The sequence below is a fragment of the Chryseobacterium sp. 'Rf worker isolate 10' genome, from assembly GCF_050753305.1.
Classification (GTDB): Bacteria; Bacteroidota; Bacteroidia; order Flavobacteriales; family Weeksellaceae; genus Chryseobacterium.
The window spans coordinates 1,404,261-1,424,996 of record NZ_JBOZOF010000001.1; the positions used below are offsets into that span (position 1 = coordinate 1,404,261).

Below are 20,736 nucleotides of genomic sequence, written 5' to 3' on the forward strand. Positions count from 1 at the left end.
TTGTATCGTTGAAAGACGTCTTTGTTACAATAAAGGTTAGATTTTTATGATAGGCTCTTAGTTTATTTATGTAATTTTAGCGTATTGCCCAATTTCATTATAAATTTACAATGCATTATAAAAACGACACCATCATCATCCGCGAATTTACTCCTGAAGAATTTTCTTTATTTTCCACTCTTTTTCAAAATGAAAACGTTACCCGATATCTTCCTTACAAGACTCCCGAAGAATATAAGGAAATGTTCGATAAAGCATTAGCCGATTATAAAGAAGGCTCCTTCAGCAGATGGGGAATATTTAATGCTCAGACTCAGGATTTTGTAGGAATGTGTCTTGCCAGAGTTTTTCTGGACAACCCTGAACAAATAGAAATAGGGTATACCCTGGGAGAAAATTACTGGGGTAAAGGACTTGGAACCGAGGTCTGCAAAGCACTTGTTGACTACTGTTCCTCACTAAATCGTAAAAAAGATATTGTTGCAGTAACCGATCTTGATAATATCGGATCACAAAAAGTACTTCTGAAAAGCGGCTTCAACAGAATTGAAAATCTGATTCGCGAGGATAAAGAACTTGCTTACTTTATTTTACAGAAAGAGTAAACTTGTGTCTCATATTACAAACGAAAGTCTTTAAATTCCCCTCCTGTGGAGGGGTGGCGAAAATTCAAAGAATTTTTGACGGGGTGGTTTTATATACTTCCACTTTCAACTCCTTCACCATAAAACATTTCATTTATCAGATAATTTATCATAACTTGCAGAGATTATGATGTCGAAACGTTGCAAATATGCGCTTAAAGCAATGGTCAGATTAGCAAGGAATTATAACCAGGGCTTTCTGCCAACCTCCGTTATTGCACAAGACGAGAACATTCCCAAGAAATTTCTGGAACAAATTCTTCTCGAACTTAAAAGAGCCAAACTTGTCAATAGTAAACAAGGTAAGGTAGGAGGGTATTACCTTCTAAAATCACCCGATGAGGTCTCGTTAGCAGATATTTACCGTATTTTCGATGGTCCTATTGCGCTTACCCCATGTGTTTCTTTAAACTTTTACGAAGCCTGTGACGATTGTGTAGATGAAGCAGTCTGTTATCTGAGAAAAGAATTAATGATCGTTCGTGAAAAGACCAGAACAAGCATGATGGAAGCCACTCTGACTAAGTTTATCAATAACAAATAATTTTTTTTCATTTAAATTCTACCATTTTGATAGGAGTTATAGAATTTTGTATATATTTGCAAGAATTAAATCTCAATTCAAAATGAATAACAGTCTGAAAAATGAATTCGAAAATCTTGTAAAAGAGTCTAATGAAGCTTCTTTTCAAACTAATGGACTGCAAATACTGACTGAAAGATTCCCGGACAAAGTGATCTTCTCAACCAGTTTCAGTTACGAAGACCAGGTCATCACTCATCTGATAAAAGATTTAAATATTGAAATATTCACCCTTGATACGGGAAGACTTTTTGAGCAGACCTATGAAACCTGGACATCCACTAAGGCTTTTTTTAAAAAAAACATCAAAGCCTATTATCCGGATATGGAAGAGCTCAGAGAATTTGTCACAGAAAATGGTCCGGATTCTTTTTATCAATCTGTAGAAAAGAGGAAAGCATGCTGTACCATCCGAAAAGTTCATCCTTTAAAAAAAGCACTGGAAGGCTATGAAGTATGGATTACCGGTCTGAGATCTGAACATTCTGCGAACAGAAAAAATATGCCTCAGCTGGAATGGGATCCGGATAATAAGATTATTAAGTATCATCCTATCCTTCACTGGACGACAGAACAGGTGACAGCGTATGTAAAAGATCATCATCTGCCTTACAATCACCTTCATAAAAAAGGATTTGTAAGCATAGGATGTGAACCCTGTACCAGAGCAATCAAAGAAGGGGAAGATTTCAGAGCAGGCCGCTGGTGGTGGGAAGATGCCAACAAAAAAGAATGCGGTCTGCATATTCATCAATAAAAAAAGAAAAAAATGTCAATACATCAGTTAAACTATTTAGATCAGTTAGAAGCCGAATCTATTTATATATTAAGAGAAGTAGCGGGTCAGTTTGAACGTCCGGCTTTATTATTTAGCGGAGGAAAAGACAGTATTGTTCTGGCTCATCTGGCGAGAAAAGCCTTCTTCCATGGTAAAATCCCATTCACATTTGTTCATGTAGATACCGGGCACAATTTTCCGGAAGTATTGGATTTCCGTGATCAGCTGGTAAAACAGTTGGATGTTAATCTGGCAGTCAGAAAAGTGGAAGATACTATTAAAAGTAAAAAACTGACTGAGGCTAAAGGTAAATTCCCCAGCAGAAACTGGCTGCAAACGTATACACTTCTTGATACTATTGAAGAATTTGAATTTGATGCCTGTATTGGAGGAGCCAGAAGAGATGAAGAAAAAGCACGTGCCAAAGAAAGAATATTCTCAGTTCGTGATGAATTCGGGCAGTGGGATCCTAAACTTCAGCGACCAGAGCTTTGGAATATTTTCAACGGAAAAATCCATAAAGGAGAAAATGTAAGAGTTTTCCCTATCAGCAACTGGACAGAGCTAGACATCTGGAACTATATCCGAAGAGAAAAAATAGCACTCCCTTCCATCTATTTCTCGCATGAAAGAGAAGTAATCGACTTTAATGGGCAGTGGCTTGCCAATTCTTCACACGTGTTCTTAGAACCAGAAGATATTATCACAACCAAGAAAATCCGTTACCGTACCGTAGGAGATATGACATGCACTGCAGCTGTAGAATCTAATGCCATAACAATAGATGCTGTAATCGAAGAAATTGTAGCCACTAGAATTTCAGAACGTGGCGAAACCAGAATTGACGACAGGGTAACAGAAGCCGCCATGGAAGACCGAAAAAAAGGAGGCTACTTTTAATCAATGATAAAAGATAATTGATCAATGATTACACAAGTATTTTCATCAATTATCATTCATAATTTATCACTTATTATTTATAATTAACATCGTATGGATATATTAAGATTTATAACAGCGGGAAGCGTAGATGACGGTAAAAGTACCCTTATCGGCAGACTGCTTTACGATAGCAAAAGTATTTTACAGGATCAGTTGGAAGTCCTTGAAAAACATTCTAAAAACAAAAATGAAGATGGAGTAGACCTTGCCCTTTTAACGGATGGTCTGCGTGCAGAAAGAGAACAGGGAATAACGATTGATGTTGCGTACCGCTATTTTTCAACCGCAAAAAGGAAATTTATCATTGCTGATGCACCAGGACATGTGCAGTATACCCGCAATATGATCACCGGAGCGTCAAACTCTGATCTGATGGTTATTCTGATCGATGCCCGAAAAGGGGTGATTGAACAGACCAGAAGACATTCCATCATCGCTTCTTTATTACAGTTGAAAAAAGTTGCTGTAGCCATCAACAAAATGGATATGGTAGATTATTCCGAAGAAATTTTTGAAAATATAAAATCAGAATATTCGAAAATTGCGGAAAATTTAGGATTGAATGACGTTAGTTATTTTCCGATTTCAGCGCTGAAAGGAGATAATATTGTCTCAAAATCTTCCAGAACAGATTGGTACGAAGGAAATTCACTTCTGAAATACCTTGAAGAAGTAACGATTAATGAAGAAAAAAACAACGGAAGCCGTTTTCAGGTTCAGTATGTAATCCGTCCTCAAACTGAGGAATTGCATGATTACAGAGGATATGCCGGACAAATATTAAGCGGAAAATTTACAAAAGGAGACAAAATTCATATTCTTCCGGCAGAACTGACCACTGAAATCACTAAAATTGAGATCAATGGTGTTGAAAAAGAAGAAGCCTTTGAAGGCCAGCCAGCTGTGATCCACCTTGCTCATGATGTAGATATCAGCCGGGGAGATATTTTTGCCACGGAAGAGCATGTTCCCACAGTTGAAAAAGACCTTGAACTTCTTTTATGCTGGCTAGATCAGAAACCGTTGCAGCCAGGGAATAAATACCTTCTGCAGCAAAACAGCAGACTTGTAAAAGCAGTTGTAAAAGAGGTAGATTACAAAATCAATGTCAACACCCTGATCAGGGAACAGATTGATGGCGAAATTAAACTGAACGAAATTGTAAAAGTTACACTCCGTACAGCACAGCCTCTGGTGTATGACAGCTTTACCAATAATAAAACAACCGGCTCGGCTATTTTGGTAGATGAAACGTCCAATTCAACGGTAGCAGCCTGTATAATTCAATAGAAAGATGCCAATTTCCGATCAATTAATACAAAGAATTCACCAGACCAAACAAAATAATATTCATGGATTCTTTGATAAAATAAAGACCAAAAAATGGGTGAAGGATTTGTACGAAACACTTTTCCTTCCTCAGAATGAGAATACTGAAGATCAGCTGAAAAGAAATTTTGAAGCATTACAGGAAACACATTCAGACCTTATCAATACGGTAACAGGAGATAAAGACCTTACTGAAAAACAGGTCAGTCAGTTTTTTGAGGCTTTACCGGAGCTTTATAATCAATTGGTTCTGGATGCAACATCTATTTTGGAATTTGATCCGGCCGCAGATTCTCTGGAAGAAGTATACCTGGCATATCCCGGCTTTTTTGCCACGTATGTCTACCGTATTTCGCACCAGCTTTGGACTCAGAAAGTGAAAATTTTACCCCGTGTCATTTCTGAATATGCCCACAGTAAAACCGGAATTGATATTCATCCGGGAGCCACCATTGGAAAGTCTTTTTTTATTGACCACGGGACAGGAATTGTGATCGGAGAAACTACCGTTATCGGGAACAATGTCAAAATCTATCAGGGAGTCACCCTCGGAGCTTTGAATGTTTCCAAAGAAAAAGCCCATCAGAAAAGACATCCCAACATTGAAGATGATGTGATTATCTATTCGGGAGCCACTATTCTGGGAGGTGAAACCACCATTGGCAGAGAAAGTGTCATAGGAGGAAATGTGTGGGTAACACAGGATGTCCCCGCCAACTCTCTGGTCTACCATAAAAGTGAAATAAAAATAAAGGATAATAGCTCATTGCCGGAATCATTAACCTTTGTGATTTAAGAAAAAACAAAAATAAAAAGTACATTGATATGAAATTTCAGAATGCATTAGAAACGATTGGAAATACACCCGTCGTAAAAATTAATAAACTCTTCAATTCAGATCATGAAATCTGGATCAAACTTGAAAAAAGCAATCCCGGCGGAAGTATTAAAGACAGAATTGGCCTGGCCATGATTGAAGATGCAGAAGCCAAAGGATTATTAAATAAAGACAGCATTATCATAGAGCCTACCAGTGGAAATACAGGAATAGGACTCGCTTTGGTAGCTGCTGTAAAAGGATACAAACTCATTCTTGTCATGCCGGAAAGCATGAGTATAGAGCGCCGCAAAATCATGGAAGCTTACGGAGCGGAATTCGTATTGACTCCAAGAGAAAAAGGAATGAAAGGTGCTATTGAAAAAGCGAGTGAATTGGCTGAAGAAACACCTAATTCATGGATTCCAAGACAGTTTGACAACCCTGCCAATGTAAAAGTACATGTAGAAACCACCGCTCAGGAAATTTTAAAAGATTTTCCGGATGGTCTTGATTATATCATTACAGGAGTAGGAACCGGAGGACACATCACCGGAATCGCAAAAACGGTAAAAGAAAAATTTCCTAACGTAAAAGTAATTGCTGTAGAGCCGGAATTATCCCCTGTATTAAGCGGAGGAAGCCCGGCACCACATCCATTACAGGGATTAGGAGCAGGCTTTGTACCTTCCATTCTGGATATTACCCTTCTAGATGGAGTGATTACAGTAGGTAAAGAAGAAGCTTATGAATATGCCCTTAATGCCGCTAAAAAAGAAGGTCTTTTTGTTGGAGTTTCCACAGGAGCCGCTTTAGCAGCCATCGCCAAACATTTACCGGAAATACAACCTAACGCTAAAATCCTTACCATCAATTACGATACCGGAGAAAGATATCTGTCCGTAGAAGGACTCTTCTAAATCCTTAATTAACACCTACTTCAATGAAAACAAATATAAAATCACCAAAGGTCTATCTTATCGGTGCAGGGCCCGGCAATCCAGAACTGATCACTGTAAAAGCAGTAAAAGCTATTGCAGAAGCAGATGTCATTTTATGTGACCGCCTTGTAAGTCCGGAAATTCTGGAAACCTACGTTAATGAAAACACAGAAATCATTTATGTAGGCAAAGAATGCAGCAAAAATGCATCCACCCCTCAGTCTCATATTAATGATTTGATGGTAGAATATGCCTTTCAGAATAAAACTATTGTAAGACTGAAAGGAGGCGATGTTTCCATATTCTCCAATATTCTGGATGAATTGCAGACTTTAAAACAGAATAATATTCCCTACGAAATTATTCCGGGAATTACAGCAGCTTTAGGAGCAGCAGCATTTGCAGGGATGCCTTTAACAGCCAGAGGATATTCCACATCCGTTCGTTTTCTGACGTATTATAAATCAGAGATCGTAAGTGAAGAATACTGGAAAGAGCTTGCTTCTACCAATGATACCCTTGTTTTCTATATGTCTAAAGGAAATCTTACCCCCCTAGTGGAAAAATTGAAAGCACTTCAGATTTCAGGTGATAAAAAAATTGCAGTCATTGAACAGGCTACGACTCCTTTTCAAAAAGTATACATATCATCATTTGATGATTTTAATGAAAAATTTGGAGATAAGAACTTTGCTTCACCTTCTTTGGTTGTTGTGGGTAAAATTGTGAATCTCCATGAAGAGTTTTCATGGCTTGAAAATGCAGAGCAGGAAGGTCTTTATTTCAAATCAGTGGAAAACGGAAGTCTAATCCCTACAACTCAAAATTTCTTTGAATATGCTGTCTGAAACTAAATTAAATGTATTAAAACAAATATCCGGAGACCTCTCCAGAGACGAAGCCATCTGGGCCAGCGGATATCTTGCCGGCATTGCCGGAGGATCTTCACTTACAGCCGTTCTGCCACCACAGGAAAAGAATACTATTGCACAGAATGCTGTAAAGAAAATAACGTTGGCTTATGGTACGGAAACCGGAAACAGTAAAAAGCTCGCTACCACGCTGGCAGGTATCATTAAGAAAAAAGGGCTTCAGGTAAAACTGGCTGATCTTTCCCAATATAAGCCAAAAGATTTAGCTAAAGAAGAATTCTTTTTCGTAGTCATCAGTACTCAGGGAGAAGGCGAACCGCCAGCCCTTGCCAAAAAGTTCTACGATTATATCTATGAAAATGAAATAAATCTTAGCGGACTAAAATTCGGAGTACTGGCGTTGGGAGACAGCAGTTATCCTCTGTTCTGCCAAACCGGAGAAGATGTAGATTCACGTTTTGAAATATTGGGAGCACAACGTATTATTCCATTAAAAAAGTGTGATATTGATTATGAGCAGGAAGCTTCTCATTGGATAGAGCATGTATTTGAAACCGTTCAAAAAAATGCTGGTCAGAGTATAAAAAATGCTTTAGCTCCAAAGGTTTCTACCGGAAGAAAGAAGTTTCAGGGAAAAGTTTCAGCCATCATTAATCTGAATGATATTACGTCTGAAAAAGAAACGTATCACATTGAAATTGAAACAGAAGAAATACTTGCATATCAGCCTGGTGCAGCTTTGGGAGTGATTCCATTCAACTCGAAAGAAGTAGTCCATGAAATTATTACTCTGACAGGAATTGATCCTCAGAAACAGATCGAAACAACAAAAATTACGGATACCGTAGAAGAACTTTTGTACAAACATCTTAGCATCAGTTATCTGCTTAAATCTGTGGTAGCACAATATGCAAAAATAACGGGACATTCCATTCCGGAAGTCAGATTAAGTCTTCTTGATCTGCTTAGGATTTATCCTGTAAAAAATGCGGATGAATTTGAAGAAATTATTCAAATATTGACAGCGCAAGCTCCACGTCTTTATTCAATTTCTTCCTCTGTGGAAGCTCATGGTGATACGGAAATTCATATTACCGTCGCAAGATCAGAATTCTTTATTGACCATCAGAAACACAACGGATTATGCAGTGGTTTTCTGAGCGAATTTAAAGAAGGAGAAGAGGTGGAATTTTATATTCAGGATGCAGGACATTTCAAACTTCCGGACGCCAATAAAGATATCATTATGATTGGTCCCGGAACAGGGATAGCTCCTTTCAGATCATTCCTTTGGGAACGTGATGCTACAGGAGCAGAAGGAAGAAACTGGCTGTTTTTCGGAGACAGAAACTTTGTATCAGATTTTCTTTATCAGGCAGAACTTCAGGATTTTCTTAAAACAGGCAGCTTAACGCATTTAGATCTTGCTTTTTCCAGAGATACAGCCGAGAAAGTATATGTTCAGCACAGGTTAGAACAAAAAGCACAGGAAGTATTTTACTGGCTGGAAGGTGGAGCATCTGTGTATGTATGCGGAGCCAAAGAACCAATGGCTTACGACGTAGAGCAAACGCTTCTCACCATTATACAAAATGAAGGAAAACGCAGCAAAGAAGATGCTGTTGTTTATCTGGAAGATATGGAGATGAGCGGCAGATATGCGAAAGATGTGTATTAAAAAGAAGTACTCGTAAAAATTAAAGGAAACAATTATGAACAATGATAAAGAAAACCTTTCACCGGTAGAAAGGATTAAAACCAGCAGTAATGGGCTCAGAGGATCTTTAAAAGAAAGCCTTGCTGATCAATTTACCGGAGCCATAAGGGAAGATGACCAGACTCTGATCAAATTTCATGGAATGTACCAACAGGACGACAGAGACCGAAGGGAAGAGCGTGTCTCCAAAAAACTGGAATGGCTGTATTCTTATATGATCAGATTAAGGCTTCCCGGTGGCTTTTTAACTCCGGAACAATGGGTAGGGTTGAATGAAACAGCAGAAGATCATTCCACAGGAACCATTAAAGTAACGACAAGACAAACGATTCAGCTGCATGGTATTTTAAAATCTCATTTAAGACCTACCATTCAGAGCTTCAATCTTCAGCATCTGGATTCGATTGCAGCTTGTGGGGACGTCAACAGAAATGTAACCTGTACAGCAAATCCTTCGGAATCACCTTTGCAACAGGAAGCTTACGAACTGGCTGGAAAAATCAGTGAAATGTGCCTTCCAAAAACTAAATCTTATTATGACATCTGGATTGATGATGAACTTCTGGTTGATCGTAAAGCAGAAGAAGATCCTTTATATCAGGACAGATATCTTCCGAGAAAACTGAAAATAGGAATCGCCGTGCCTCCCAATAATGATGTGGATGTATTCATTAATGATATTGCTTTAATTGCGATTATTGAAAATGATAAAATTGTTGGCTATAATATCGCTGCCGGAGGTGGATTAGGAGCTACGCACGGAAATGAAGCTACTTATGCCCGTCTTGCCTCTGTACTTGGATTTGTAGATACCGAAGAAAAAGTATTGAAGGCTGTGTACGAAATCATCACGGTTCAAAGAGACTTCGGAAACAGAAGTGATCGAAAATTATCAAGATTAAAATATACGATTGATAAATTGGGTATTGACCAATACAGAGCTGAAGTAGAAAAAAGAACAGGTTTCAGTTTTGAACCTGCCAGAGAATTTAAGTTTGAACAGCGAAAAGACCGCTACGGCTGGATTCAGAATCACGAAGGAAAATGTTTTTATACCGTATTTGTAGAGCACGGAAGAATTCTTAACACAGCGGAATATCCTTTAAAATCAGGATTATTAAAAATCGCACAAACTGGAAAAGCTAATTTCCGTTTTACTTGTAACCAGAATCTTATTCTTGCTGATATTGAGGAAAAAGATAAACCAGAAATTGAACATATTTTAAAAGAGCACGGAATTTCAGAGTATACCAATGGAGCAAGCGCCCTGCGTAAAAATTCTGTTGCCTGCGTGGCCTTAAACACTTGTTCACTGGCTTTAGCAGAAGCTCAGCGCTATCTGCCATCCTTAGTTACCAAAATAGAACCTATTCTTGAAAAATATGGTCTGCTGGAAGAAGACATCATCATTCGTATGACCGGTTGTCCTAACGGCTGTGGAAGATCCCCTAATGCTGAAATCGGATTTGTGGGGACAGCTTATGGGAAATATAACCTCCACATCGGAGGAGACCGTTTAGGAATGCGACTGAACACAAAATTTAAAGAAAATATTGGTGAGGAAGAAATTCTTACCACTCTGGATGAACTTTTCGGGATTTATGTACAGAAAAGACTTACAGAAGAAACATTTGGCGATTTTTCATACCGTTATTTACACACCTTAAATTAATTATATGGCTAATTTTCATTATGATCTGAAAAAAAACAAAAAAAATCAATCTCTTCTTTTAGGCGGACGAATGTGTATGTGTTGTTGATTCTTAAATAACAATACAATCAAAGCTGTTTGAAATTTTTGAATCATGGAAGTCTAACAGACTGTCATTGCGAACCGAAGGTGAAGCAATCTCAGCAATAATATTAATGGCTTAAACCACCCCGTCAAAAATTCTTTGAATTTTCGCCACCCCAAAAAAAGAGGGGAATTCTAAGCCCTTCAATTGTAATATTATCCAATATAGAAGACTTTCATCATAGAAGTAAAAAATTCAGACAGCTTCATTCTCAACCTAAAAAAATGAAGAAAAAATGAAAAACAAAAAGCAGGGAAATTTTCTGCCAAAAGCAGGTATTATCGCATTCACATTTCTATTTTTTAACCTGGCAGAAGCACAGCAGCAGCTTATAGAGCTTAGCGGAAGCATCAAAAATACAGGTACACGCAAAGGTCTCGACTCTGTAAAGGTGCAGATCGAAAATACACAGGATACCGCATTAACGGATCAGCTGGGCAACTTTAAGCTCAGAACAAGAGTTACCATTCCATTCCGGGTGGTCATTCAGAAAGATGGTTTCACAGGTCAAACTGTCGAAATACTTTCGCCTTCCAACAAAATAACGATAGGGCTGAACCCTCAAAATACAATCATCGATGATGTGGTAATCTCAGCTTCCAGAGTTCCGGAAAAGATATTAAGATCTCCGATTGCTATTGAAAAAATTGATATTAAAACCATCAGGGAAAGTCCTGCTGCCTCATTCTATGAAACATTGGAAAATGTAAAGGGGTTACAGCTTTTAACATCAAGTCTTACGTTGAAAATTCCTAATTCGAGAGGTTTCAATTCGCCTAATAATTTCCGATTCATGCAGCTGGTAGATGGAGTAGATGTACAGTCGGCAACGTTGGGAGTGCCATTGGGAAATGCAATAGGTCCTACCGAACTCGACATCCAGTCTATGGAAGTCACTCCCGGAGCCGCTTCAGCATTGTACGGGATGAATGCCATCAACGGATTGGCAAGTTTACAGACCAAAGATCCGTTTACTTCTGAAGGAATAAGCCTTTATTTCCGTGGCGGGGTGAATCATGTAGACAATGTCAATCATAAAATAAGTTCTCTGGGAGAAAGTGCTATCCGCTTTGCAAAAGTCATCAATAAAAACTTTGCGGTAAAAGTTAATGCATCCTATTTCAGCGGAACAGACTGGATCTCCAACAATTTGACTGATCAGAATCCAGGATCTTTGGTTACAGCCAATCCTAATTTCGCTCTGGCCAATAATCCGGCAGAAGACCTTTGGAATAAATACGGCGACGAAAGAAATAACCGTGTAGCTGTAAAAGTAGACTACAATGGGAAACCAACTACATTTAATGTTTCAAGAACAGGATATCTGGAGAAAGATCTTGTAAGTCCGGATGTGAAAAATATAAAATTTGATGCTGGATTATACTACCGGTTCGGAGATCAGTGGAGAACATCTTACGTGTATCGTTATGGTTTACTGGATGGAACTTTCCAGAGAGGAAATAAAATCCGTTTGCAGAATGCTACTGTTCAGAACCATAAAATAGAACTGACAGGAAAGGAATTGACCTTCAGGGCTTATGTATCGATAGAAAATACAGGAGATTCTTATAATCTGAAACCTTTGGCAGATAATCTTGATCTCACCAATCTTTCCAATACCAACTGGAAAAATATATTCCAAACAGCTCTTCAGAATAATCTGAATGCAGGAGCCAATCTTAATGACGCTTTTATTCTCGCACGTCAGCAAGCAGATAAAAACAGAGCCGTACCGGGAACTGCAGCCTTCGAACAGTTGAAAAACACCATCATCGGAATCAACAACTGGGATTCAGCCAATGGAGGAGTAGCAGGAGCTCCGGCAACAGGAGGAGCTAAACTTGAACAGAAATCCCGTTTCTATCAGGGCGAACTTACATACGATTTCAGCAGGTTTGTGAAGATCTTTAACCTTCTTGCTGGTGTAGATTACCGTTTGTACAGCATTACTCCGGATGGAAACAATTTTGTTGATTTCGACCGTCCTGTGAATGAAAGAAACATTCCTTTAGCCAACGGCACCTTTGGGAAAGATGTTATTTATCAGAAATATGGAGCTTTTGCGCAGATTACCAAGCTTTTCTTTAATGATAAATTAAAAATCAACGCTGCTTTACGGATCGACAGAAACCCGGAATTTGAAGCCAAATTAAACCCAAGGATAAGTGTTGTTTTTTCTCCTGTTAAAGAACATAATTTCAGAGCTTCTTTCCAGAACGGATATCGTTTTCCATCCTTATTTGAAGCCCTTTCTTTCGTAAATAACGGAAATGTAAGAAGAGTGGGAGGTCTTTTAAAAGTAAATGATGGATTAGGCTATCTGGAGAATTCCTACACATTAGCTTCCATTGATAGATTCAATTCAGCAGTAAACGCAGATGTAGACGCCGGAAAAACCCAGGCTCAGGCAGCTCAGGACAACAAGCAGCTTTTAACTGTAGCCAATCTGCAGAAGTTACAGCCGGAAAAAATCAATTCATTTGAAGTAGGATATAAGTCTACTTTTTTCAATAATAAACTGGTACTGGACTGGGATTTCTATTACAACATTTATGAAGGATTCCTTGGGCAGGTAGAAGTAGCGGTTCCAAAAAACAGCCAGGTAGGAAGCAATACTGCTGTTCTTGCAATGCTCGATAGAAGCAAACAGGACCGATACAGGGTATATACCAACAGCAACAACACCTACAAAAGCTATGGAACCTCTTTAGGAATTCGTTATAATATTACAGGAAATTATAATGTGAACACGAATGTTTCTTATAATGATCTTGCTTCCAATAATAGTTCAGACCTGTTTATCACCGCTTTCAACACCCCAAAATGGATGGTAAATGTAAGTGTTGGAAACAGAGAAATTGTTAAAAATATAGGGTTTACCCTTGTGGCAAGATGGCAGAGTGGCTTTATGTGGGAAAGTCCTTTAGCATCAGGAGCAATTCCGGCTTATTACACGATTGATGCCCAGGCTACATGGAAACTTCCTGAAATTCGCGCGAATATTAAAATTGGAGCCACCAATTTACTGAACCGCCGATATTTCCAGTATGCAGCAGGTCCTGAAATCGGAGGACTGTATTATCTCGCTTTTACTTATGACTTAAAATTGTAATCAGGATGAGCAATTCATTATATCCCATATTTTTAAAACTTGAAAACCTTTCACTGCTGATCATCGGCGGCGGCAAGGTCGCTCTTGAAAAACTGGAATCCGTATTGGGGAATTCTCCAGAAACGTCTATCAAACTGGTGGCAAAAGAGATTATTCCTGAAGTCAGAACCTTACAAACTCAGTTTTCCAATATTACACTGTACGAAAGAGCGTATGATGATCATGATTTTAATGATACCGATCTCGCCATCATTGCAGTGAATGATATTGAATTAGCAGGGGAAATCAGAGAAAAAGCCCAGAAAAAAAATGTGCTGGTCAATATTGCAGACAAGCCGGATTTGTGTGATTTTTATTTAGGTTCCATTGTTAAAAAAGGAAGTCTCAAAATTGCCATTTCCACCAACGGAAAGTCCCCGACCATTGCTAAAAGATTAAGGGAAACCTTTACAGAAGTTATTCCAGATGAAATGGATCATGTATTGGATAATATGCAGAATATTCGCAATCAGCTCACCGGAGATTTCAATTATAAGGTTAAAGAACTCAACAAAATTACTACAGAATATCTGTCAGACGGAAAAACTGCTGCAAAACCGGACATGGAAATTGAAAAGCTGATCAATATTACCAAAACTGCCCAGAGAAAAGCTAATATTTACCTTGCTATTATTGGAGTTTTGCTCCTTTTTGGATTATTTGGACTTGTGGTGTACCAGTTCAATCTTTCCGGTGATATTCAGTATTTTCTGAATAAGGATGGGCATATTTTTTATTGGATGCTGTTTGCCGGATTTATGGCAGAGATTGTTGCCGGATCTATGGGAATGGGATATGGCGTAATATGTACCACAATTCTTTTACTGCTGAATGTTCCGCCACCTGTTGTGAGTGCAAGTATTCATTCCGCGGAGTCTTTTACTACTGCGGCCGGAAGTTTCAGTCATTATAAACTGGGAAATGTCAATAAAAAAATGGTATGGGTCTTGTTCCCGCTGGCTATTGTAGGCTCTGTTATCGGTGCTTTAACGCTGTCTCATTATGGCGAACATTATGCTCATATTGTAAAACCTATTATAGCCTGCTACACATTATACCTTGGGATTAATATCTTAAGAAATGCATTCAAAGATAAAAAATCAAGGCAAGGTAAAACCAAACGAAGAACTAATCTCAGAGTATTGGGACTGATAGGTGGTTTTATTGATTCCTTTGCAGGAGGCGGTTGGGGGCCATTGGTGACCGGAACACTGATTAAAGAGGGAAGAATTCCCCGTTATGTAGTAGGAAGTTCTACAGTTGCCAAGTTTTTACTGACCATTACCAGTGCCATTACATTCATCTTCACAATAGGCATCCATCACTGGAATATTGTATTGGGACTTTTGCTGGGCGGCGTTTTTACAGCTCCGTTTTCAGCAATGCTTACCTCAAAACTTCCAACGAAGAAAATGTTTGTTGTGGTAGGAATAGTAGTGATCCTGATGAGTCTTGTTACCATAATAAAATCAATTTTGTCATCATAAACCGATCATAATCAAGCTTCGTAAAAAGCGTGTTTTTTTAACGCAAAGTTTTTAATGTTTTACTTTATTTTGAGGCATCACAGGGGAAAATTAATGATACAGTCTGTTGACATTATATCATTACTCATTTTTAGTAAAAATCTGAAACCATTAAAACTTTGCGTTTTTTATTTTTAAATACTTTTTAACTTTATAGTTCTCTGGAGGTTCTGGGTATGCAAAGGCGCAAAATGATATCAAAAATCTGCTGTTAAGACGCAAGAATTTTATCTCCGATAAAATTGAGTACCATATATTTCTTCTAAATCTTTAAAAAAGTCTATATCATATCCAACAAAAAAACAGCTCCCAAAAAGAGAGCTGCTTAAGGTAATTAACTATTTACGGATTTTGATTTCAAAAAAGAATCAATTCCAAATCCTGAACATCCCTGAAATAAAAACAGGAGCAAAAACAGAAGATACAGGGTCTGAGGCAGATAAAGAAAATAGCTCAGCCAGGTAAATGGATCCATTTCATACACTCCGGTTTCGGATTTTATAGGAATAAGTTCCTTTGGAATGGAACTCAGATCATGAGTAAATAAGGCAACAAGTATAATGATGATTAAAAATACAGAGTTTATTCTCGTCCAAAAACCCAGCATTAAAAATAAACCGAATATACATTCACAAAAAGCAGTAAAATTGGCGGTAAACTGAGGAAATGGAAATCCTATAGAACTGATGGTGTTGAACATATATCCCTGGAAAATAGGATGAAAAAGTTTGTTGAAACCTGCTATAAAAAAGAATAATCCAATGAGTATTCTGCAAATTACATAAATGTTGACTGTATTTTTTTCGAGGTTTGATAGTATTGTTTTCATTATTTTTTTAATTCATTGATTGATTACATCAACATGACAAAACCATGAACAATAGCTGGTCATGTGATTTTGATTAGATATTAGGATTCTGCGTGTCAATTTCAGACCGTGTTCATTACCGGCATCTGAAATCTATATTTTTATTTTAGGAGGAATCCAGATAGAATTAAAAAATGAAGAATAGGGTGGATCATCATACAAAAAATAGCGGTTATTGATTTCCTGATCCATAAATTTTTCAAATGCAAAAGAATGAAAAGAAGTGGTAAAAAACAGAGAAAAGCCGGAACAATAATTACTGTTGCACTTTATTGGAGTTCTGTTGTTTTCTTCGAGATCAATTTTATTGCATTTTTTATGAGATGCATCTTCCTGACTGTAATTTTGTTTGATTTTGATAGAAGAAAATTCGGAATTTTCAGTTTTTAGGATCACCAAATGAATCAGCATTAAAAATACATTAAATACCTGTATATACTGCCATAGTCCATTTCTTTTCCCCATAAATTCCATAGAATTAAAACAAATATAGTAAAATATTTATAGCTGCCTTCTACATGAATGCCTGTTTTTCAAGTTCAGAAACAACTACTTTAGCCATTTCTTTAGAGCTAAACGGATTTTGTCCGGTAATCAAATTGCCATCAACCACAACGTTGGAAGTCATAGGAATAAATGCTTTTCTGTAATGTACATTCCGCTGTTTAAGAGCTTCTTCAAGATTAAAAGGAACTTCATTTTTTCTTCTTGCCAATGTTTCTTCAAACCAGTCGAATCCGGTGATATTTTTATCTTTAATCATATACTCTCCATCGGAACGTCTTACATTCAGTAATCCTCCGACTCCATGGCAGATCGCAGCAACCATTTTATTGCTTTCATACTGATCTCTGAGAATCTCCTGTAAAGTAGTATTATCAGGAAAATCATACATGGTAGCATGTCCTCCTGTAAGGTAAATACAGTCGAAGGATTCATTTTTTACCATATTAAGGCTTTTTGTATGAGCCAGTTCATTCATAAATCCCGGATTATTATAATACCCCTTTGAAATACTGTCAAGTACCAATGGTTTAAGACTTTCCGGATCAATAGGAGTGTTTCCTCCTTTAGGAGAAGCTATGGTAATTTGCCATTCTTTTTCTTTTGCCTTGTGATAAATATGGGTAAGCTCACTCAGCCATAAGCCTGTTTTAAGGGCACTATCGGCATACTGGTTTACATTCGTTACAATGAATAATAAATTTTTCATGACGGTAGTATCAATTAAAAGATTTTCTGAATTCTAAAGGAGAAACAGCAGTCTGGTTTTTAAACAAGCGGTGAAAAGACTGAGGATGTTCAAATCCTAAATTATAGGCAATTTCAGAAACGGACATTGTGGTGGTAGAAAGCAGTTCTTTTGCCTTTTCAATCACTCTGTTCTGAATATGCTGCTGCGTTGTCTGTCCCGTATGAATCCGCAGCATATCACTCAGATAATTAGGACTTATATTCATTTGTGCTGCTACGAACTGTACAGTGGGAATCCCATTAATCAACAGTTTTTCATTTTTAAAATAGTCATCAAGTAACGTTTCAAGCTGGGTCAAAAGATCATGATTCACTTTTTTTCGGGTTAAAAACTGACGGTTGTAGAATCTGTCACAGTATTTTAACAACAAATCAATATTGGATACCAATAAATCCTGAGTGAACCCATCCATATTGGCTTCAATCTCCCTATTGATATTATCCATGATATCCGTTACAGATTTTTCTTCTTTTTCAGAGAGATACAGTGCTTCATTGGCAGTATAGGAGAAATAGCCATACTCTTTTATAACAGAAGCCAATGGATATCCCTGCAGGAAATCGGGGTGAATAACCAATACATTTCCCCTAACTTCAGAAAGCAGAATATCTTCAAACTGCAGAACCTGATGAGGAGCAATAAAATACATGATTCCATCCTCAAAATCATAATAGTGCTGCCCATATTTGCATCTTCCTGCACAGTCTTTTTTAATGGAAATCACATAAAAATCTGTAGTCACGGCACTCAGAATAGTTTCCGGATCTACATTCACTTCATTAAAATCAAACACACTGATCAAAGGGTTGGAGGGTCTTTTCAACTTCAGATATTTGTGTAGTGCAGTGATGGAGGTTACTTTTTCGGGAGCTTTCATTTTATATCTTTTTTGACACCCTTCCAAAGGAGCGGAATGTTTTGCACTTCGGGTGTGGTATTAGTGTTTCTAAGTTACCTATTTTAAAGCGATTATTTTGTCGTTTGCTGTTCTTTTTTAATCTGCTCGATTCCCTGTCTGTAAGTGGTTATCTGAAATTCCGGGAATCTTTTCCTGAATTTTGAATCATCAAAGAGATTGTCATATTGATATCTCGGAAGAAGCTCCTGTAGCTCTTTTGCATTTTTGTTGAATAAAGAACCTATTGTAAAAGCAACTTTCGGGATTACAGAATACCTGAATTCTTTTCCATAAATCTGAGAAGCCAATGCAATGAATTCTTTGTATGTCAACTTATGATTATCTACCGGTAAATGCCATGTCTGCCCATAAGCATCCGGTGCATTTCCGATTAAAGCTGTTGCCCGGCTTGCGTCCGGAGTCCAGATCAGGCTTCGAACTTTATCATCTCTTAAAGGAACTTTCAGTTTTTTATTTTCTTTAATAGCATTGAAAATAAGACTATTGGTAATACTCTGTGTTTTTCCGGGACCATAAAATTCAGGAGCTCTGCAGATTACGGCCTCTATTGTTCCGGCTCGCATTTCTTTTAAAAGCATATCTGTCATTTTTTGCCTTACAATTCCTTTTCTTCCTACGGGATTAAATCCTGTTTGTTCTGTTAATACCTTATTATCTTGAGGATACATATAGGTATTGTCAAAAAACACCAGTTTGGTACCATTGATTTTACAGGCTTCAATAACATTTTTCATGATGGTTAAAAATTGTTTTTCCCACAAATCTGTATCCATAGGAAGTCCAAGAGTAAAGTAAGCAATTTCACTTCCTTTCACGGCTTCAATTGCCTTTTCTCTGTCTGATAAATCTGCAGAGAAAACGGTGTCAGTATCATTTACTTTTTTAGCGTTTCTGCTGACAATACGGATGTCTGATGTATAATTTCTTTTCAGTTCTCTTGCCAGTTCTTCACCAATCTGTCCATTGGCTCCTAATATGGTTTGCATCGTTTTCTATTTTGAAGGTTATGTGAAGCATTGAAAATAAATGGAATACTTTCAATTGCTTTTATTTCTGATGCAAAATTCGGGCATAACTATAAAAACAGAGTAGCCGAATCTATGAAAGTTGTAACATAATCTCTGACGACATACAAAAACCGGAAAAGAAAAGTTTAACAATGTTCGAATAATATAGTATTCTTTTCCTTTACTTTTCCGGCTCTTAGAATTTTCTTTTATCATTTCCTGTCTAAAGCCAGATAATTGTCATCTATTCTGCTGATCAGAATGTAAAACAAACCTGCATAGATCATCTGAATACCCATTGCTTCCCAATTTTCGATGGTACTGCTTCCAAAAAGCAGCAGAATAATCAGAGAAGCTCCGGCTATAGTGGCGATACGGGTTTTAAAACCAATCATTAACAGTAATCCGATGATAAATTCCAAAAAGGGGAGTGTAACTCCGAACAGATGCACCAATGGCTGTGGAAGCCAGCTTGTTTCAAAACCTTTCATCATTCCTGATGCAAAATCCTGTAGTTTTACAAGACGAACTAATCCATGTCCTAAAAGATTGATTCCCATCGACACACGGAGGAAAAAATAGGCTGTTTTTGTATTCATAGAATTCCTTACTTATTATATTTTTCTTCGCTATTATCAATTGGAGTATCAGGATCATTCATCACCATTTTGGCAATATCATCTTTTCTCATAAAGACTACACCCTGTTTTTCTTTAGTATATTTAATAAATTCCTCCATTGCATGTATCATCGCAGGTGTTCCACCGATTCTGTCATGAAAACTGATGCTCATCATTCTTCTCTTCGAGGCACCTTCTTCATAAAGGTGGTCAAATTCAAACTTCAGCTGGGCTAAAAACTGATCAGGACTCCAGTGCTTTCCTTCAATATTAACAATATCATTATTACGTAATGTATAAGGAATGACAACGAAATTTTTCCCTTTTACTTTGGTAATGAAAGGCTCATCACGGCTTAAGTCATCTATGTGATATAGAAAACCAAGTTCCTGTAATACTTTCAGAGTGTTCGGACTTCTTCTGAGCCAGTTAGCGTTATAACCAACCGCTTTCTGACCTGTAATCTTTTCAACAACATCTACACCTTTCTTTACAAAACTAAGTTCCTCAGTATAGCTTTTATTCCACTGATTGTCCCAGGTAAAACCATGAGCTGCGATTTCATGTCCTCCTTTGGCTATAGCTTTAGCAACTTCGGGATACCTTTCAGCAGCTGTTCCTACTACATGAGAGGTTACTTTAATGTCATATTTTTTCCATAAATCAAGCATTCTGTAAATTCCTTCATTTCCTCCGTAGCGGTACCAGCTTTCGGCCGGAAGATCGGGTTGCCCTTTAGGCAGGGGAGTTGCGCTGAAAGGACTTTCTGCTCCCTCCGGTTGTCCGCCTGTTTCAAACTGCATAGAAACAGAAATAACCAATTGAGCTCCATTAGGCCAGTTTTTTTTAACTAAAGCCAGTTTTTCATGCTGATGCTTTTTTTCTGTTTTATCCCTGTCATGATAGTCAGAAAAGGACATCAAAACAATTGTTGAAGCAAGCAACAGCACTGATTCTTTTATGTATTTCAT

19 protein-coding genes are annotated in these 20,736 nt (G+C 37.6%); 12 read left to right on the forward strand and 7 right to left on the reverse strand.

Annotated features, from left to right (window positions below; translation table 11 throughout):
• Window positions 1-110: 110 nt before the first annotated feature.
• From LKL37_RS06250 to LKL37_RS06305, 12 genes are all read left to right on the forward strand, one after another.
• Complete coding sequence (locus LKL37_RS06250) at window positions 111-605, forward strand: GNAT family N-acetyltransferase (RefSeq protein ID WP_431609712.1); 495 nt, start codon at window positions 111-113, stop codon at window positions 603-605.
• A 166-nt stretch (window positions 606-771) separates the two neighbouring features.
• Window positions 772-1,188: an RrF2 family transcriptional regulator gene (locus tag LKL37_RS06255; RefSeq protein WP_027372388.1), complete on the forward strand. Its 417-nt coding sequence runs from the start codon at window positions 772-774 to the stop codon at window positions 1,186-1,188.
• Window positions 1,189-1,270: 82 nt separating this feature from the next.
• A complete protein-coding gene (locus LKL37_RS06260; protein WP_431609713.1) occupies window positions 1,271-1,984 on the forward strand; it encodes a phosphoadenylyl-sulfate reductase in 714 nt (237 codons plus the stop codon).
• Between the two features lie 12 nt (window positions 1,985-1,996).
• Window positions 1,997-2,905: a sulfate adenylyltransferase subunit CysD gene (cysD, locus tag LKL37_RS06265; protein ID WP_431609714.1), complete on the forward strand. Its 909-nt coding sequence runs from the start codon at window positions 1,997-1,999 to the stop codon at window positions 2,903-2,905.
• A gap of 93 nt (window positions 2,906-2,998) precedes the next feature.
• The gene (locus LKL37_RS06270; protein ID WP_431609715.1) at window positions 2,999-4,237 is read left to right on the forward strand and encodes a sulfate adenylyltransferase subunit 1; all 1,239 of its coding nucleotides are present in this window, start codon (window positions 2,999-3,001) and stop codon (window positions 4,235-4,237) included.
• A gap of 4 nt (window positions 4,238-4,241) precedes the next feature.
• On the forward strand, window positions 4,242-5,072 hold the full coding sequence (gene epsC / locus LKL37_RS06275; protein WP_431609716.1) for a serine O-acetyltransferase EpsC: 831 nt from the start codon (window positions 4,242-4,244) through the stop codon (window positions 5,070-5,072).
• Between the two features lie 29 nt (window positions 5,073-5,101).
• On the forward strand, window positions 5,102-6,013 hold the full coding sequence (gene cysK, locus LKL37_RS06280; protein ID WP_431609717.1) for a cysteine synthase A: 912 nt from the start codon (window positions 5,102-5,104) through the stop codon (window positions 6,011-6,013).
• Between the two features lie 23 nt (window positions 6,014-6,036).
• Window positions 6,037-6,882 carry a uroporphyrinogen-III C-methyltransferase gene (gene cobA / locus LKL37_RS06285; protein ID WP_431609718.1) on the forward strand — a complete coding sequence of 282 codons (846 nt, stop codon included), beginning with the start codon at window positions 6,037-6,039 and terminating at the stop codon, window positions 6,880-6,882.
• Window positions 6,872-8,584 carry a diflavin oxidoreductase gene (locus LKL37_RS06290; protein ID WP_431609719.1) on the forward strand — a complete coding sequence of 571 codons (1,713 nt, stop codon included), beginning with the start codon at window positions 6,872-6,874 and terminating at the stop codon, window positions 8,582-8,584. The genes cobA and LKL37_RS06290 overlap by 11 nt, the downstream gene beginning before the upstream one ends.
• A 34-nt stretch (window positions 8,585-8,618) precedes the next feature.
• Window positions 8,619-10,295: an NADPH-dependent assimilatory sulfite reductase hemoprotein subunit gene (locus tag LKL37_RS06295; RefSeq protein WP_431609720.1), complete on the forward strand. Its 1,677-nt coding sequence runs from the start codon at window positions 8,619-8,621 to the stop codon at window positions 10,293-10,295.
• 359 nt (window positions 10,296-10,654) lie between these two features.
• Entirely contained in the window at window positions 10,655-13,531 is a 2,877-nt protein-coding gene (locus tag LKL37_RS06300) for a TonB-dependent receptor (protein WP_431609721.1), read from the forward strand.
• Between the two features lie 5 nt (window positions 13,532-13,536).
• A complete protein-coding gene (locus LKL37_RS06305) occupies window positions 13,537-15,057 on the forward strand; it encodes a TSUP family transporter (RefSeq protein ID WP_431609722.1) in 1,521 nt (506 codons plus the stop codon).
• A 373-nt stretch (window positions 15,058-15,430) separates the two neighbouring features.
• On the opposite strand, the gene LKL37_RS06310 is transcribed toward LKL37_RS06305, so the two are convergent.
• The 7 genes from LKL37_RS06310 to LKL37_RS06340 all read right to left on the reverse strand — a co-directional run bounded on the left by LKL37_RS06310 (window position 15,431) and on the right by LKL37_RS06340 (window position 20,736).
• Window positions 15,431-15,925, reverse strand: a complete 495-nt coding sequence (locus LKL37_RS06310) for a DoxX family protein (RefSeq protein WP_431609723.1) — start codon at window positions 15,923-15,925, stop codon at window positions 15,431-15,433.
• A gap of 132 nt (window positions 15,926-16,057) precedes the next feature.
• Window positions 16,058-16,429 (reverse strand): hypothetical protein, encoded by a 372-nt coding sequence (locus LKL37_RS06315; protein WP_431609724.1) that lies wholly within the window; start codon window positions 16,427-16,429, stop codon window positions 16,058-16,060.
• Window positions 16,430-16,478: 49 nt separating this feature from the next.
• Window positions 16,479-17,177 carry a type 1 glutamine amidotransferase domain-containing protein gene (locus LKL37_RS06320; protein ID WP_431609725.1) on the reverse strand — a complete coding sequence of 233 codons (699 nt, stop codon included), beginning with the start codon at window positions 17,175-17,177 and terminating at the stop codon, window positions 16,479-16,481.
• 10 nt (window positions 17,178-17,187) lie between these two features.
• Window positions 17,188-18,096 (reverse strand): helix-turn-helix domain-containing protein, encoded by a 909-nt coding sequence (locus LKL37_RS06325; protein WP_431609726.1) that lies wholly within the window; start codon window positions 18,094-18,096, stop codon window positions 17,188-17,190.
• A gap of 92 nt (window positions 18,097-18,188) precedes the next feature.
• Window positions 18,189-19,124: an NAD-dependent epimerase/dehydratase family protein gene (locus LKL37_RS06330; protein ID WP_431609727.1), complete on the reverse strand. Its 936-nt coding sequence runs from the start codon at window positions 19,122-19,124 to the stop codon at window positions 18,189-18,191.
• 233 nt (window positions 19,125-19,357) lie between these two features.
• Window positions 19,358-19,744: a DoxX family protein gene (locus tag LKL37_RS06335; protein WP_431609728.1), complete on the reverse strand. Its 387-nt coding sequence runs from the start codon at window positions 19,742-19,744 to the stop codon at window positions 19,358-19,360.
• 8 nt (window positions 19,745-19,752) lie between these two features.
• Window positions 19,753-20,736, reverse strand: a complete 984-nt coding sequence (locus LKL37_RS06340; RefSeq protein ID WP_431609729.1) for a polysaccharide deacetylase family protein — start codon at window positions 20,734-20,736, stop codon at window positions 19,753-19,755.

Coding starts and splice junctions, on each gene's coding strand:
- LKL37_RS06250 (WP_431609712.1), top strand. CDS start 111: ATGCATTATAAAAACGACACCATCATCATCCGCGAATTTACTCCTGAA.
- LKL37_RS06255 (WP_027372388.1), top strand. CDS start 772: ATGATGTCGAAACGTTGCAAATATGCGCTTAAAGCAATGGTCAGATTA.
- LKL37_RS06260 (WP_431609713.1), top strand. CDS start 1,271: ATGAATAACAGTCTGAAAAATGAATTCGAAAATCTTGTAAAAGAGTCT.
- cysD (WP_431609714.1), top strand. CDS start 1,997: ATGTCAATACATCAGTTAAACTATTTAGATCAGTTAGAAGCCGAATCT.
- LKL37_RS06270 (WP_431609715.1), top strand. CDS start 2,999: ATGGATATATTAAGATTTATAACAGCGGGAAGCGTAGATGACGGTAAA.
- epsC (WP_431609716.1), top strand. CDS start 4,242: ATGCCAATTTCCGATCAATTAATACAAAGAATTCACCAGACCAAACAA.
- cysK (WP_431609717.1), top strand. CDS start 5,102: ATGAAATTTCAGAATGCATTAGAAACGATTGGAAATACACCCGTCGTA.
- cobA (WP_431609718.1), top strand. CDS start 6,037: ATGAAAACAAATATAAAATCACCAAAGGTCTATCTTATCGGTGCAGGG.
- LKL37_RS06290 (WP_431609719.1), top strand. CDS start 6,872: ATGCTGTCTGAAACTAAATTAAATGTATTAAAACAAATATCCGGAGAC.
- LKL37_RS06295 (WP_431609720.1), top strand. CDS start 8,619: ATGAACAATGATAAAGAAAACCTTTCACCGGTAGAAAGGATTAAAACC.
- LKL37_RS06300 (WP_431609721.1), top strand. CDS start 10,655: ATGAAAAACAAAAAGCAGGGAAATTTTCTGCCAAAAGCAGGTATTATC.
- LKL37_RS06305 (WP_431609722.1), top strand. CDS start 13,537: ATGAGCAATTCATTATATCCCATATTTTTAAAACTTGAAAACCTTTCA.
- LKL37_RS06310 (WP_431609723.1), bottom strand. CDS start 15,925: ATGAAAACAATACTATCAAACCTCGAAAAAAATACAGTCAACATTTAT.
- LKL37_RS06315 (WP_431609724.1), bottom strand. CDS start 16,429: ATGGGGAAAAGAAATGGACTATGGCAGTATATACAGGTATTTAATGTA.
- LKL37_RS06320 (WP_431609725.1), bottom strand. CDS start 17,177: ATGAAAAATTTATTATTCATTGTAACGAATGTAAACCAGTATGCCGAT.
- LKL37_RS06325 (WP_431609726.1), bottom strand. CDS start 18,096: ATGAAAGCTCCCGAAAAAGTAACCTCCATCACTGCACTACACAAATAT.
- LKL37_RS06330 (WP_431609727.1), bottom strand. CDS start 19,124: ATGCAAACCATATTAGGAGCCAATGGACAGATTGGTGAAGAACTGGCA.
- LKL37_RS06335 (WP_431609728.1), bottom strand. CDS start 19,744: ATGAATACAAAAACAGCCTATTTTTTCCTCCGTGTGTCGATGGGAATC.
- LKL37_RS06340 (WP_431609729.1), bottom strand. CDS start 20,736: ATGAAATACATAAAAGAATCAGTGCTGTTGCTTGCTTCAACAATTGTT.